The 14,025-nt window shown below is 52.7% G+C and carries 14 protein-coding genes; 5 read left to right on the top strand and 9 right to left on the bottom strand.

All coding sequences use genetic code 11. The annotated features are described in order from the left end of the window. The first annotated feature begins 66 nt into the window (after window positions 1–66). The 3 genes from FAES_RS22525 to FAES_RS22535 all read left to right on the top strand — a co-directional run bounded on the left by FAES_RS22525 (window position 67) and on the right by FAES_RS22535 (window position 1,893). The gene (locus FAES_RS22525) at window positions 67–636 is read left to right on the top strand and encodes a carboxymuconolactone decarboxylase family protein (protein ID WP_015333493.1); all 570 of its coding nucleotides are present in this window, start codon (window positions 67–69) and stop codon (window positions 634–636) included. A gap of 187 nt (window positions 637–823) precedes the next feature. Then, on the top strand, window positions 824–1,522 hold the full coding sequence (locus tag FAES_RS22530) for a hypothetical protein (protein WP_158408805.1): 699 nt from the start codon (window positions 824–826) through the stop codon (window positions 1,520–1,522). Next, the gene (locus FAES_RS22535) at window positions 1,519–1,893 is read left to right on the top strand and encodes a response regulator (RefSeq protein WP_041259358.1); all 375 of its coding nucleotides are present in this window, start codon (window positions 1,519–1,521) and stop codon (window positions 1,891–1,893) included. Before FAES_RS22530 ends, FAES_RS22535 begins: the two co-directional genes overlap by 4 nt. Before the next feature lie 15 nt (window positions 1,894–1,908). Here FAES_RS22535 and argC read toward each other — a convergent pair whose 3' ends face one another. From argC to FAES_RS22555, 4 genes are all read right to left on the bottom strand, one after another. Then, the gene (argC, locus tag FAES_RS22540) at window positions 1,909–2,889 is read right to left on the bottom strand and encodes an N-acetyl-gamma-glutamyl-phosphate reductase (protein ID WP_015333496.1); all 981 of its coding nucleotides are present in this window, start codon (window positions 2,887–2,889) and stop codon (window positions 1,909–1,911) included. Window positions 2,890–2,964: 75 nt separating this feature from the next. Then, window positions 2,965–4,164, bottom strand: coding sequence for an argininosuccinate synthase (gene argG / locus FAES_RS22545; RefSeq protein WP_041259360.1), 1,200 nt, complete (start codon window positions 4,162–4,164; stop codon window positions 2,965–2,967). A gap of 98 nt (window positions 4,165–4,262) precedes the next feature. After that, the gene (locus FAES_RS22550; RefSeq protein WP_015333498.1) at window positions 4,263–5,393 is read right to left on the bottom strand and encodes an alginate O-acetyltransferase AlgX-related protein; all 1,131 of its coding nucleotides are present in this window, start codon (window positions 5,391–5,393) and stop codon (window positions 4,263–4,265) included. 14 nt (window positions 5,394–5,407) lie between these two features. Then, entirely contained in the window at window positions 5,408–6,862 is a 1,455-nt protein-coding gene (locus tag FAES_RS22555; RefSeq protein ID WP_015333499.1) for an MBOAT family O-acyltransferase, read from the bottom strand. Window positions 6,863–6,991: 129 nt separating this feature from the next. Between FAES_RS22555 and FAES_RS30220 the strand changes: the two genes are divergently transcribed. Continuing rightward, the gene (locus FAES_RS30220; RefSeq protein WP_015333500.1) at window positions 6,992–7,795 is read left to right on the top strand and encodes an SGNH/GDSL hydrolase family protein; all 804 of its coding nucleotides are present in this window, start codon (window positions 6,992–6,994) and stop codon (window positions 7,793–7,795) included. A gap of 60 nt (window positions 7,796–7,855) precedes the next feature. Here FAES_RS30220 and FAES_RS22565 read toward each other — a convergent pair whose 3' ends face one another. Together FAES_RS22565 and FAES_RS22570 are read right to left on the bottom strand one after the other, a co-directional pair. Beyond that, window positions 7,856–8,884: a fatty acid desaturase gene (locus FAES_RS22565; RefSeq protein ID WP_015333501.1), complete on the bottom strand. Its 1,029-nt coding sequence runs from the start codon at window positions 8,882–8,884 to the stop codon at window positions 7,856–7,858. A gap of 278 nt (window positions 8,885–9,162) precedes the next feature. After that, window positions 9,163–9,849 (bottom strand): porin family protein, encoded by a 687-nt coding sequence (locus tag FAES_RS22570; RefSeq protein ID WP_041258301.1) that lies wholly within the window; start codon window positions 9,847–9,849, stop codon window positions 9,163–9,165. 284 nt (window positions 9,850–10,133) lie between these two features. Here FAES_RS22570 and FAES_RS22575 point away from each other — a divergent pair, with 284 nt between their 5' ends. Further along, a complete protein-coding gene (locus FAES_RS22575) occupies window positions 10,134–10,961 on the top strand; it encodes a lysophospholipid acyltransferase family protein (RefSeq protein WP_015333503.1) in 828 nt (275 codons plus the stop codon). Between the two features lie 46 nt (window positions 10,962–11,007). Here the strand turns inward: FAES_RS22575 and FAES_RS29770 are convergent, their stop codons facing one another. The 3 genes from FAES_RS29770 to FAES_RS22585 form a co-directional block, all read right to left on the bottom strand. After that, entirely contained in the window at window positions 11,008–11,220 is a 213-nt protein-coding gene (locus FAES_RS29770; RefSeq protein WP_015333504.1) for a Kazal-type serine protease inhibitor domain-containing protein, read from the bottom strand. Between the two features lie 68 nt (window positions 11,221–11,288). Next, window positions 11,289–12,908 (bottom strand): acyl-CoA carboxylase subunit beta, encoded by a 1,620-nt coding sequence (locus tag FAES_RS22580; protein ID WP_015333505.1) that lies wholly within the window; start codon window positions 12,906–12,908, stop codon window positions 11,289–11,291. Between the two features lie 83 nt (window positions 12,909–12,991). Beyond that, the gene (locus FAES_RS22585) at window positions 12,992–13,999 is read right to left on the bottom strand and encodes an MlaD family protein (RefSeq protein ID WP_015333506.1); all 1,008 of its coding nucleotides are present in this window, start codon (window positions 13,997–13,999) and stop codon (window positions 12,992–12,994) included. Window positions 14,000–14,025 lie beyond the last annotated feature (26 nt).

Raw genomic sequence — 14,025 nt, forward strand, 5'->3', positions numbered from 1 at the left:
TTTTTGTTTTCTTTTGGGCGGTTGTTTTCTTAATTTAGTACGAATGACCTTACTCTTCTGTTGATTATGATGAAATACGCTTTTCCTTTTCGTCTAGTCCAGTATGAAGAAGCCACCCCTGAAGTTCAACAGCTATACGACGAAACACGTCAGGCACTAGGCTTACCGTTTGTCTTAAACTGGTTTAAATGTCAGGGTAATAACCCTGTCTTGCTGCGGGGGAACTGGACAAAGCTCCGCGCCACATTGCTGCTGGGGGTTGTTCCCAACATTATCAAGCAGCTCATTATCTACAATGTATCGACGCAGCGCGGTTGCCACTACTGTGCAACCGTGCACGGCCTGTTTGCCAACAGACTGGGCAACGTCTTCGGTGAGCAGTTTAGGGTCACCGACGAGATGAATAGCGAACTCATTCCGCTCAGTTATCGAACCGCCGTCCGCGTAGTCACCAAAGCGGCTTTGCAGCCGAAAGCCATTACAGAAGACCACTTTAGCCAGCTTACTGCCGTTGGCTTCAACGGACAGGAAATTCAGGAATTGATGGCTCAGGCCGACTTGGTGAACATGTTAAATACCATTGCCGACATTTCCGGCATTAGGATTGATAATGAATTAGTGGAAATCGCCGCTTAACTCAACGCCTTTGTCTGCCCTCAACGACTTCAAGTACCGTATTATCTACGAGCAATTATCGAGGTTTTCTGGCAATCTCAGCCGGACCACCTCGTTTGATGAAATACGGCAATGCCTGCAACGTCACGTTAAATACCTATTTAGTTACCAGCTTATTCGCTTCTGTTTTTACCAACAGGATGAGTACGTGATTTTCTCCCTCACGCCCTCCGAGGTTGTCTGGCAACAAGGCGATTACGGCCTGCTCTACAGCCACGAACGATTGCTGAAAGGCAACAGTATTCCGGTGGTGATCAACGACGCAGCCGTGCTCGCGCAGAGCATTGAGCTGGTGCGACTTCCCTCAACCAGCGAGCTTATTCAATTGTGGAGCTGGAACCTGACCCTCGCACCTGAGTCAGGCGTTATTGCCTGCGTTTTCTCTACTGAATCGCACTCGTTTCAGGCGGCAGACATCACCGTGCTGAAGATCACGCTGGAAAATCTGTATGCCAAAATTCAGTCGATTCGGCTAATCGACGAACTGAATGCCAGCAAAAGGGCCGTCGATAAAGCGCTTCTGGCTTTGCAGGAGAAAAGCAACGTAATCTCGGAATTGGTCGCTACTCAGGAAGAAGTCATTCAGCAACGTACCCGGGCGCTGGAACTGAAAAACACTAAACTACTGCACTTGTCGCGGCAGCACGCTCACACCATTCGTGAACCCCTCTCCCGCATTCTCAGTCTGGCTTACCTTATTGATGTACTACCACCAGAGGAGGTGATCAGCGAGATCATTCCCGCCCTGGTGGCCACCTCAACCGATCTGGACCAGTCGCTGCAACAGGTTGTGCAACAAATCGACGCAGCCTTATTTTCGTCTGACGAATGGACTCAAAAGCTATGACGCCAACCATTATGCTGGTTGATGATAGCAGCATCTGCAACCTGATCATGCGAAAAGGGCTAAGTCAGTTGCCGATCAGTGCCGACATACACGACTTCACCGATCCAGTCTACGCGTTCTCACAGCTAACCGTGCTGCAACCTACGTTGATCTTTCTGGACCTGAACATGCCTGAACTCGACGGTTGGGGCTTTCTGGAGCGTATGCGTGAGACAGATCAGCACCATCGGGTCATCATCCTGACGTCGTCGACAAGCGCTATCGACCGGGCGCGGTGCAACGAGTTCAGCAATATACTCTCATACCAAACCAAACCCGTTACCCGTAGCTTTCTGGATTCCTTACCGCAATTTCTTCAACCCAGGCCCTAGACCGCTGGCAATTGCCTAAAACGCCACGGCTTTCAGCCGCAGCCCGGCATCTTCAGGCAGCCCAAAAACCAGGTTCATATTCTGAACGGCCTGCCCCGAAGCCCCTTTGGTGAGGTTGTCGATTACGCTGCTGATGAGCAACTGGCCATCGTGGTGTTCCAGCGCCAGCAAGCACTTGTTGGTGTTGACTACCTGCTTCAGATCGACCGGGCCGTTGCTCACATGCGTGAAGGGGTGGTTTTCGTAGTAAGCCCGATAGCGGTCAAGCGCGTCGGCCAACGTACCTGCATAGGGCGTGTACACGTTGGCCATGATCCCCCGTGTGAAGTCACCCCGGTAGGGCACGAAGTTGATCGCTTCGCTGAAACCGGGTTGCAATTGCACCAGACTCTGCCGAATCTCGGCTAGGTGCTGGTGCGTAAAGGCTTTGTAAATAGACAGGTTGTTGTTGCGCCACGTAAACCCTGTGGTAGGCACCAGCGCCTGCCCCGCGCCTGTGCTGCCCGTTATGGCACTCACCTGCACGGCGTCGAGCAGCAGGTCCGCCTCGGCCAGCGGCAACAGCGCCAGTTGGATTGCCGTAGCGAAACAACCCGGATTGGCTACCCGGTCGGCTTGCTGGATGCGCTCGCGGTTCAGTTCAGGCAGGCCATACACAAAATCGGCCGTTTCGTCGCGGAAATCGGTGCTCAGGTCAATGACCGTTACGTGCTCAGGTACGTCGTTTTCGGCCAGAAACTTCGCCGATTGGCCGTGTCCTGAACACAAAAAAAGCACATCGAGGCCTTCCTGCTGAACCAGCGCCTGAGTTTCGCCCCCGGCAAACGTCAGGTCGGTATCGCCCAGCAGATCGGTATGGGTGGCCCAAACCGGCTTACCCGCCTGACTTTGGCTATGGGCAAACGCCACCGACACAAACGGGTGGTTAATCAGAATTCGAAGCAGTTCACCACCCGTGTAGCCCGCGCCGCCAATAATACCTGCGTGAATGGTCATCCTCAAAAGAGAATGGATAATGAAGAATGGATACTGGGTGATCGCAACCGCCCAGTATCCATTCTTCATTATCCATTATTCATTGTTTTTAACGCGTTCGTAAATCATGACCTGGTTGGAGGCGACTTTCGAGAAGCCGCGCACGTCGTCGCCAGTCCAGGCATTGTTCATCTCACCGTATGAACCAAATTTCGCCGACATTAGGTCGTATGGTGACTCGATACCCAACACCGTGAACCGATACGGCGCCAGTTGCACAAACACCTTGCCTGTTACGTGGCCTTGTGTGTCGGCCAGGAAGGTCTCGATGTTCCGCATGACGGGGTCCATAAACTGCCCTTCGTGGAGCATGGTACCGTAGTAATTGCCCAGCTGCTCTTTCCAGGTCAGTTGGTTTTTGGTCAGAACGTGCTTCTCCAGCGCGTGGTGGGCCTTGATGATGATCAACGGGGCTGGTGCCTCGAAGCCTACGCGCCCTTTGATACCGATAATGGTGTCGCCCACGTGAATGTCGCGGCCAATACCATACGGGCCAGCCAGTTCGGTGAGGCGTTGAATAGCGCCAACGGGGTTCTTGAACGTTTCGTCGTTGATGCCCGTCAATTCACCATGCGTAAAGGTCAGGGTTACGGTTTCGTCACCCGATTTGGTTACCTGCGTCGGCCAGGCCGATTCGGGCAGGTACTGGTTCGACGTGAGTGTTTCCTTACCCCCTACCGACGTACCCCACAAGCCTTTATTGATCGAATAGGCGGCTTTGTGCCACTCCTGATCAACACCTTTGCTTTTGAGATACTCGATTTCGGCCTCCCGCGACAACCGCAGGTCACGGATGGGCGTGATGATTTCGGCCTCGGGCACGATGATCCGGAATGCCATATCGAAACGTACCTGATCATTACCAGCACCCGTACTGCCGTGCGCAATCGCCGACGCCCCAATTTGCCGGGCATATTCGCCAACGGCAATGGCCTGAAAGATCCGCTCCGCCGATACGCTTAGTGGGTACGTGTTGTTTTTCAGCACGTTACCAAATACCAGAAACTTCAGGCAATCCTGATAATAATCGTCGGTTTTCGACACCACGGCGTGCGAGGCAACCCCTAGCGAATAGGCCCGCGCTTCGATGGCCGCCAGTTCGTCGGCCGAGAAGCCCCCCGTATCCACCAGCACCGAGTGGACCTCCATGCCCTTATCTTCGGTCAGGTATTTTACACAAAAGGAGGTGTCGAGCCCTCCGCTAAATGCAAGAACAACTTTTTGTTTATCAGCCATTTCAGGTAGGAAGGTCATGTGTCGGCGCGCAACGCCCACCGACAAACGCCCAATTTGGCCGCAAATATCGGAGTTGTTGGGAGAAAAACGCAGCTAAACTACAAACGGCTTAACGCACGCAGATTCCGTTCGACAATTTCGACCACTACCGCGTCGGGCTTCTCAGCCTCGATCCGTTTCCAGTCGAGTGTCGACTGCCGCACAAAGTACGACTCGCCGAAGTAGGCTGGCAGAAAAAACGCTACGCTCGTGGTGAATGAGTCGCCAAAGAGCATCAACCTGGGTTGAGTCGTGTCGGGTCCGATCCATTGCCTATCCGGGTACCCGGTAGCCGACCGGCTACTCACCTTTACTTCTCTGGCTTTCAGCGGATTTTTCGGCTCAACCCCGTACAGATAGGGTTCGCGAACTTGCTTACGCAACATCATCAAACCGGCCAAATCGCCACCGTCGCCAGGAACCTTGGTATAGCGATAATCCTCTTTTCGGATCGGCTTAAGGTAGGGGAAATGCAATCGCATATGATCCATCAAAACGGCGCATCCGATTAGAGCCCCGTAATTGTTCCAGTGTGTATCTGTTTTTTGGTAAACAGGGGCGAGTCTCTTTGCCTGTATCAATGTATCCCGAAGATCGATATACGACAATTCAGGATACCGACTCATGGTAGATGACAACACGTCATGTGGTGTTTCAGGGCGGTAGCCAGCTGCTTTATCGACTTTATTTTGCTGTAGTAAGTCGGGGAGTTTTTCAGAATAGATACTATGCGAATCGGGAGCAATCAATACGTAAAATTTAATACTTTTTTGCTTCAATTTTTGCTGAACAGCTAGTAAATGGTCAGCAATAATGCGGGCTGAATCAGCGGAAAGTGAAAACAAACCAATGTGTTGTTTTATGACATATCCAGTTTGGTCACCTGCAAATAGCCACCCATCCTTTCCTAACAACACTTGCTCGGGTATAGGCGACTGCTTTAGTAAAAAGTAATTCAACACATTGTGGCAATAAACCAAGGCAGTTCGTCCACCAAAATTACCGACATAATAGGAATTAATTTGTCTTAGTTTGTTTTTGATATAAGTCCCCCCCCTACCGGTAGTCTGTACATTTGACTTGGATTCCATGGTTTGTTCTGGCGTAACGCCTAGAAAATAGCTAACCGTTGGCAAGAACAGTATGATAAAAAAAATTAACACTATGCTTTGTATGTATAGCTTTTTCATGAAGTTATCATCGATTAAAAGCGAAAGTAAATAAATGGATTATAGGTACTGGCGGCTAAATAAGTAATGGTAATAATAAACAAACCGAATAAGCCAATCATGTAGCCAATATCCCGCCAAAAAACAGGAAGCAGTCGCTGCCATTGGCTCTTCCACCAGTGATAAAAAGGAGTCGCCAGCAGACCACCCATCAGGAACGTACCCAGCTGAGGAGCTGTCAACAGGTAAGAAATCGGGTAAACCGTCCAAGTTGCCGTTATCTGACCGATACCCGTCATTCGACCTAGATAAGCCACGGCGCTACCGAGATCGTCGGCCCGAAAAAACACCCAGCCAACCACTACAATCAACAGGGTATAGACATGCCTTACGGGCCATGGAACGCGCTTAAGCCAATTGGCAAGCCCCGCCCGCTCAACCAATAGAAATGAGCCGTGAAATAACCCCCAGACAATGAAGTTCCAACTGGCCCCGTGCCACAGGCCTGTCACAAAAAAGACAACCAGTAAGTTACGATATGTTTGCGCGGCCGTCCCCCGACTACCACCCAAGGGTACGTACAGATAATCTCTAAACCAGCTGGAGAGTGATATATGCCAGCGCCGCCAGAAATCCTGAATAGATTGAGCCGTGTATGGGTAATTGAAATTTTCCTTGAAGTCAAACCCAATGAGTTTACCCAACCCAATGGCCATATCAGAGTAACCCGAAAAGTCGAAGTAGATCTGAAGCGAATAAGCGATAATACCAAGCCAGGCCGTTGATGTCGACATCGCATCGACAGGTGTATCGAAAACGGTATCGGCAACTCTGGCGAACGAATTAGCTAACAACACTTTCTTCGCCAATCCAATAATAAAGCGCTCGATACCCAACGAAAAACTATAAAATGTTGTGTGCCGGTTCGTTAATTCGCCAGCGATATCCGCATAGCGTACGATTGGCCCGGCGATTTGATGCGGGAACATGGCGACATACGTACCGTAATCGATAAAATTTCGGTTGGCGTCAATACGGTCCCAATAAACGTCGAGTACATATGAAATACCCTGAAACGTGTAAAAACTGATACCAATAGGTAACGCTATCGTTTCTACTGATTGCCAGTGTTCAGTTGATGCACCCAGGTAATGGGCGAGCTGGCTTGCCGAATCAACTGTAAAATTGGCGTATTTATAATAGAATAATAAAGATAAACTACCAATCAACGACAGATACAAACCCCACTTTCTGTACGAGTGCGCAATGAGTAAACCAGCGATATAATTTATAGCGGCAGAGGACAGCAAGACAATGACCACAAGGCCTTCCCCCCACGCGTAAAACAATAAACTAGCAACAAAAAGAAACCTATTCCGCCAACCAAGACGAGCTTCAGCTTGTATCAATTGCTTAGCTGGCAGCGCGTGATAGATCAGTAGAAAAAAAGGAAGAAATAGAAAAACAAATATTGGTGAGCTAAATAACATGCCAATACATCGGCGCCATGAATAGAAGGTAAGTTTTTGCTTTTTTATCTTAGTTATTCATTATCATTATACACAGCAATCTCGCGATATGAATCATCAGTACTTTACTTCACATGATATTAGTAAACTATGAATCTACGAATTCATAAATGGGCAATAGTTAAGCGTTTATGCTATCTATCATTGTTTGCCAGCGTACTAGCCTGTGGCTACACGGATGACTCGATCAATAAACCGCCGGTTGATGTATCCGTCACGCCGCCCAATGGCAATACGCCTACCCTGCCGGCGGCAGCTGATTGTGATTGCCCTGTAGACACGCCGGTCGCCTCAACACCGCCGACGGCTTTCGCCCGAACGCTTATTATCGGCAATAGCATCATGCTTCACCTACCGCTGCCTAACGTAGGTTGGCCTTATTCGCACGGGATGGCTGCGTCTGCCCCACAGGCCGACTTTGTTCACCTGTTGACGGCCAACTTGCAGCGAGTACTGCCGTCTGCCAGCGTCACTTTGGCGAACGGAGGCGATTTTGAGAGAGCGTACTGGACATACGACCTTAGTCAGCTAGATAATGCTTTTGTGAGCAAGCCTAATCTTGTCATTGTTCGTATCTCCGAAAACATCAACGACAAGTTGGTTGACGCCAACAACTTTGGCGTGCATTACAAACGCCTGCTCGATTATATAGCTGCGCATTCGGCTCCAGACGCGAAAATCGTCTGCTCAACCAGTTTCTGGAATAACCCTAAGAGCGATGCGGTCATTCGCACCATTGCCGCAGAGCGTGGTTATGCAGTAGCCTGCCTGTGCAAGCTGGTTGGCCGCCCTGAGTATATGGCCACTCAATTCACTAACCCAGGGGTGGCCGCTCATCCCAATGACAAAGGCATGGCCGAAATCGCCCGAATACTTTGGGCCCAAATTCAGTAGTTTACAAAACACGAAAGCCCGCCTCTACTGGGGCGGGCTTTCGCATGGGAAGACTATAAGCTAAGCAGTTACCGGCTGCGGTTGTGGCTGAATCATATCCATGTCGGGCTTCGACTGATCGTCGAGGGTGACGCGGCCGCGCTCTTTCCGGACAATACGCGAGTAGAGCGAAATTTCCTGATTAAATAGGAACAGGAAAAACAGCTTCACGAACGACGTGTGGTATTTGAGCGTCTCGTAATACTCCGGTGCGGCGTTCTTAATAGCCGGCAGCTTATTCCAGGGTACTGACGGGAAATCGTGGTGTTCGTTGTGAAAACCTACGTTCAGGTTTACCGTGTTGAGTCGGCCATAGTAGCTGTAGGTTTCCTGATTAGGATCGAGGGTCAGGAAGTGCTCCTGCGCCCAGCGGGCACCCAGCGGGTGCAGCCCCACCGAGAAGAACAGACACAGCACCAAAAACGCCAGGGCCTTCCAGCCGAAGAACACAACGATGAGCACGTCGAAGGTGATCTGCACAACGAAGTTGGCAATCACCCATTTATCAAATACCGCCAGTTCGCGCATACGGAGCGTGCGGATACCCTGAAAAATGGGGTACAGCAGCAACCAGATTGCCTTACCGATCGAGTAGTTGTTAATCAGTTTCGCTTCGTACCAGTCGGGCAGATCGGCGTCGAGTTCGTGCACACCCTGGAAAGCGTGGTGCTTGATGTGGAAGTTCTTGAACGTAATGGCCGTGGGGAATACTGTGGGCAGGTTGGCGAAAATAGCCGTCCAGACGTTGGCCGCGGGCTTACGGAACACGAGGTTGTGGGCTGCTTCGTGAATGCAGACAAACAGGGTATGCGCCGGAAAGGCACCAATGAACCAGGCCGCTGCAATAATCAGCCACCACGACTGATCGCGCAGGAGCCATGCCATACCCACCATCAGGATGACACAGGCCACCGCAACCCAGAGTGTCGTCGGGTTTTTTTGCCCAATGAGCTTCTTTACCTCCGGGTGGGCTTTCATGATTTGCCGTGTGCGGATGCGATGGGGCTCCGCCGCAGTCGAATACGTAAAGTCGTTGACTTTTGTTGACATAATTCAGGTGTCGTGGCTACGAGTTGATTAAGACCCGTTGTTGCTTACGGTTAGTTTGTACGATTGACAAAAATAACCACAAAGACGGGTTAACTTTTTGTCTGTTTGATATTAATCATAAAAAAGACGCACCCGCCAGGGGTGGGTGCGTCTAACTCATTGGTTCGTAATCAACAATATATAAGATGTATAGGCTCGGCTCACCATCTTCCGGTGGGCGACGCGACAGGGTCTTGTCAGTACTGAACGGAAGCTATTAAACGAACGAGGGCAACGGCTTACAGTGTGAAAGCATAACCGACTGATATACCAACGCTGCGGTTACGGACGGGCAGGTTAACGAGCGGCACCTGCAACTGACGGGTGAAGCCATACTCATAGCGACCTTCCACAAAAAACTTGCCACTACCGGCCTCGGTCGAAATCCCGAAACCACCTACGCCCGAAAAATCCCAAGGATTCAGCGTATTACCAAAATCGAGGTCGACATCCATGTTTTTCGTCGTAAACAGGGCCGTAGCGCGGGTGCGTATGCGGCCATCGAAGGTGTAGGCTACCGCCGGGCCAGCAAAGAAGTAAGGTTGTATCGGCCCGTCGACCAGATTGACTTTCAGCAACGCCGCCGTTTGGATAGACTGAGTCTGGTAGGCCACGCGCGCCCCAATTGGCAGGTTGATAAGCCCCAGATCAATGTTGGTGCCTTCGCGCAGCACAAACCCTTTTTGTACGTAGTTCACTTCGGGGCGGAACGACACCAGGCCGGTGCCCAGCGGAATGTCGAGGAAGATACCGCCGGTGGGGCCGGGCGACAACTCAGGCTGGACGGGTAGGTTTTTGAGCATTGACGGCTCCGAAACGGTCCCCCAATTGACGCCCCCCCGAAAGCCCACCTGAACCTGGGCAAAGGAAGCAGAGGCAATAAACAAAGACGTGAGGGCAAGGGCGGAGGCAACTAAGCGTTTCATACTTTCTTACTGAGGTTAATTTGGTGAACCCGAAGCTCGACCCAGCCGGGTCGATAGATAGGCAGTCAGTCGGGAAGTAAAAAGTCGGCTATAGGCGCGTTTCGTGATTGTTTGATGCTTGGATAGACCAGCCACGAGAAAGATTAACGTACCTGAGAAATTTTTTTGGGCGCGGCTTTCTCCTTTCTTTGCGGGTCCGAGTTTAGGCTTGGGGTGACATTCATTGGCCATTACTATGCGTTCGATGCCAGTGCCTACCGACTCTTGACCCACGACCAGGAATTATGCGCTACGTAAAACCAACCCGATACAGCTACCTGCCCAAGCCCCTCGACCGGCTCGATATCATCGGCCTGTTCGAGTGCGATCCTTTTGGTAACTGGTTGCTGTTTAAGCGCATCATCATCTCGATTGTGGGCTGGTTTACGTATTTCCGGTACACAACCGTCAACCGGATCACCATCGAAGGCACCGAGCATCTGGAGAATCTGCCCATCAACAATGTGCTGTTTCTATCGAATCACCAGACCTACTTTGCTGACGTCATTGCCTTCTACCACATCTTCTGTGCGGTGAAATGGGGCTTCAAAGACACCATGCTCCCACCGATGTATCTATTTGCACCCCGCGCCCGGCAATATTATGTGGCCGCCAGCGAGACCATGCAGAAGGGAATTCTGGCAAAAGTGTTTGCGCTGGGCGGGGCCCTTACCGTAGAGCGGTCGTGGCGGGCCGATGGGCGTGACGTCAAGCGCACGGTCGACACGTCGGCGGGCGACAAAGTGCGGACGGCCCTCGAACATGGCTGGGTGATCAGCTTTCCGCAGGGCACCACCAAACCTTACGCCCCCGTTCGGAAAGGCACGGGCTATCTGATCAAAGAAAACGACCCCATCGTAATTCCGGTGGTCATCAACGGCTTCCGGCGGGCGTTCGATAAGAAGGGGTTGCGGTTTAAAAAGCGTAACACTCAGCTCTCCGTCCGCTTCAAAGCGCCCCTGGTGGTTAGCCCCGAGGAAAGCGTAGACGAGATTGTCGAGAAGGTCCGCCGTGCAATCGAGCAGGACATTCCCGAGCAGATGGACTGGGTTCAGGGACCGGGCGGCCAGTAGCTCATTCGTTGAACGACGACCGCCGGTTTTCCCCTCGCTTCGTTCGTTATTTTCCCGAGCAGGCGCCGGGCGTATAACGTACCCCGGCACAGGTCGCCATGCAGGCATTACTGTAGGTACGTCCGTCGCAGCCGCAAACAGGTTGGTACTCCTGGGTACAGATGCAGTTGGCCGTAGCTTTCGGCTGACAATCGGGCGTGATGGCTTTGGCGCACCCTACTAGCGCAGCCAGCGCGAAACAGGTAGCAAGCGTCTTCATGATGGATGGTGTTCGTTGGTAACGGGTTAGCCATAAGACCCATCAGACCACCAAACCGTTGCGTTGCCCTACGTCTGAATGACACCAACATTGAACGGTTTCGTGATCGGGGCGTGGTTGGCTGCTTCCAGCGTGGTGGCCACGTGGCGGCGGGTATCCAGCGGGTCAATCACGGCATCGACCCACAGGTGCGCGGCGGCGTAGTAGGGTGATAGCTGCGCGTTGTATTGATCCGTAATTTTTTGCAGCAGCGCCTGTTCGTCTTCGGGCGTGATGGTCTCGCCTTTTGCTTTGAGCGACGCCACCTGAATTTGCAGCAAGGTTTTGGCCGCTGACGCGCCACTCATTACAGCCATCTGGGCGGTTGGCCAGGCCACCATCAGGCGCGGGTCGTAGGCCCGGCCGCAAAGGGCGTAGTTACCGGCGCCATACGAGTTACCCACGATGATCGTGATTTTGGGTACCACCGAGTTGGCCATCGCATTGACGAGTTTTGCCCCGTCTTTGATGATGCCCCCCTGCTCGGCCCGGCTACCGACCATGAAGCCCGTTACATCCTGCATAAACACGAGCGGGATCTTTTTCTGGTTGCAGTTCATGATAAACCGCGCGGCTTTGTCGGCCGCATCGCCATAGATCACGCCGCCCATCTGCATTTCGACCGCCGCCCCCCCGCCAGAGCGGGGTTGTTTGGCCTTCACGACTTTCCGCTGGTTGGCCACGATACCCACCGCCCAGCCGTCGATGCGGGCATAGCCGCAGATCAGCGACTGACCATAATCGGGCTTGTAGGGATCGAAATCAGAATTATCGATGAGCCGATCGATGATGGCCTGCATATCGTAAGGCTTAACCCGGTCCTGCGGCAGCAGCGTGTAAATCTCCGCCGGATCAAGCGCGGGCGGCGCGGGCGCTACCCGGCTGAAGCCCGCCGTTTCCGGGGCTCCCGTCTTATCGAGAATGCGTTTGATGGCGTCGAGGCAGCTCTGATCGTCGGGGTATTTGTTGTCGATCACGCCCGAAATTTCGGTATGCATGGCGGCGCCACCCAGCGTTTCGGCGTCGACATCTTCGCCGATGCTCGCTTTCACCAGATACGGTCCGGCCAGGAAAATCGATCCGGTTCCTTCCACAATCAGGGCTTCGTCGGACATGATGGGTAGATAGGCGCCGCCCGCCACGCAACTGCCCATAATGGCCGCTACCTGCAACACCCCCATCGCCGACAGGTGCGCGTTGTTGCGGAACATCCGGCCAAAATGATCTTTGTCGGCAAACACCTCGTTTTGCAACGGTAGGTACACACCCGCGCTATCGACCAGGTAGATGATCGGAAGCCGGTTTTCCATGGCTACCTCTTGCGCCCGCAGGTTCTTTTTGGCCGTAATCGGGAACCACGCGCCCGCTTTCACGGTGGCGTCGTTGGCCACGATCACGCACAGCCGCCCCGACACGTACCCAAGGCCCGTAACGACGCCGCCGGATGGGCACCCTCCGTGTTCGGCATACATGCCCTCGCCCACAAAAAGGCCGATTTCAAGGAAGTCGGTTGCCTCATCGATCAGGTACGTTATCCGTTCACGGGCGGTGAGCTTGCCTTTTTTGTGTTGATCATCAATTTTTTTCTGGCCACCACCCAGGTACGTCTGGGCCGTGCGGCGGGTAAGTTCGTCGAGAAGGGGTTGCATAAGGGTTTGCGAATGAAGTTGTAGTAAAGCAAAAATGCTGACGCAAAGGGTTTCGCGTCAGCATTTCCGTAACGAATCCTCGTTTATTTCTGCGGTATCGAATCTACTTTGGTCGTCGTCGTGGTAGTGACGCGCACGGTGCCCGGCTTGCTCGGGGCCGGCTTGTCTTTCTTACCGAAGACCGAAAACGAGACGTTGATGTATTTCTTCGGGTTTTCCCGGAAATCGTTCAGCAGTTTGTCGACCGATCCGGCTGTGCGGCTCACGTTGACATACAGGGAATCGTCCGTCGTCAGCTTACCCAGCGAACCCTGCCCTTTCTCGATGTTGCCCAGCAGTTTTTGCAGGTTATCGATCGATTTATTGGCGTTGTTGAGCGTCTGGCGAAGTTGCAGGGCGTTGAGCGAATCGGCGAATGAGCCGGTTTTGGTCAATATTGGTCCCAGTTCGCGCGTGGTCTGGTCCAGCGAACGCGACAATTGATTCACGTTGGCCAGCGCCGCTTTCAGGCCAGCCCGGTTTTCGTTCAGCGCCGCATTGAGCGTGCCCGTAACGGCATTGGCCCCTTGCAAGGTCTGGTTCAGGATCACGCCCGTCTGGTCAAACTGGGCTACCACCGTGTTAAGCCGGTGCGTCAGCGAGTCGACGTTGTTCAACACGGGCAGCGTTTTTTCCTTGATCAGGCCCGAAATGCCCTGCTCGTTGTCGGCTACCAGCATCTCGCCTTCAGCCAGCAGGGGCGCGCCGGGATTCAGTTGCAGCCGGATGATCTTGCCACCCAGCAGACCGCCATCAGCCAAAAGCGCTTTCGACCCCTGCGTGATGACCACGTTTTTGTTGACGTCGAGGGTGACCCGGAGTTTGTTACCCTGATCGGGCAGGAGTTCGATGGATGCTACCCGGCCAACCGTTAACCCGTTTAGCAATAGCGGGTTCGACGTGGTTAGCCCGTCTACGTTACTATAAATGACGCTGTATTGCCTACTTTTCTTGAAGATATTGGTCCCCTTCAGAAAGTTGAACCCAAAAAATAGCATGGTGAGGGCCACCAAAGCCAGCAGACCCACCTTTGCTTCCTGCGATAGTTTCATGAACGATTGATACAATGCCCGGCTCA

This window comes from Fibrella aestuarina BUZ 2, assembly GCF_000331105.1.
GTDB classification, from domain to species: Bacteria; Bacteroidota; Bacteroidia; order Cytophagales; family Spirosomataceae; genus Fibrella; species Fibrella aestuarina.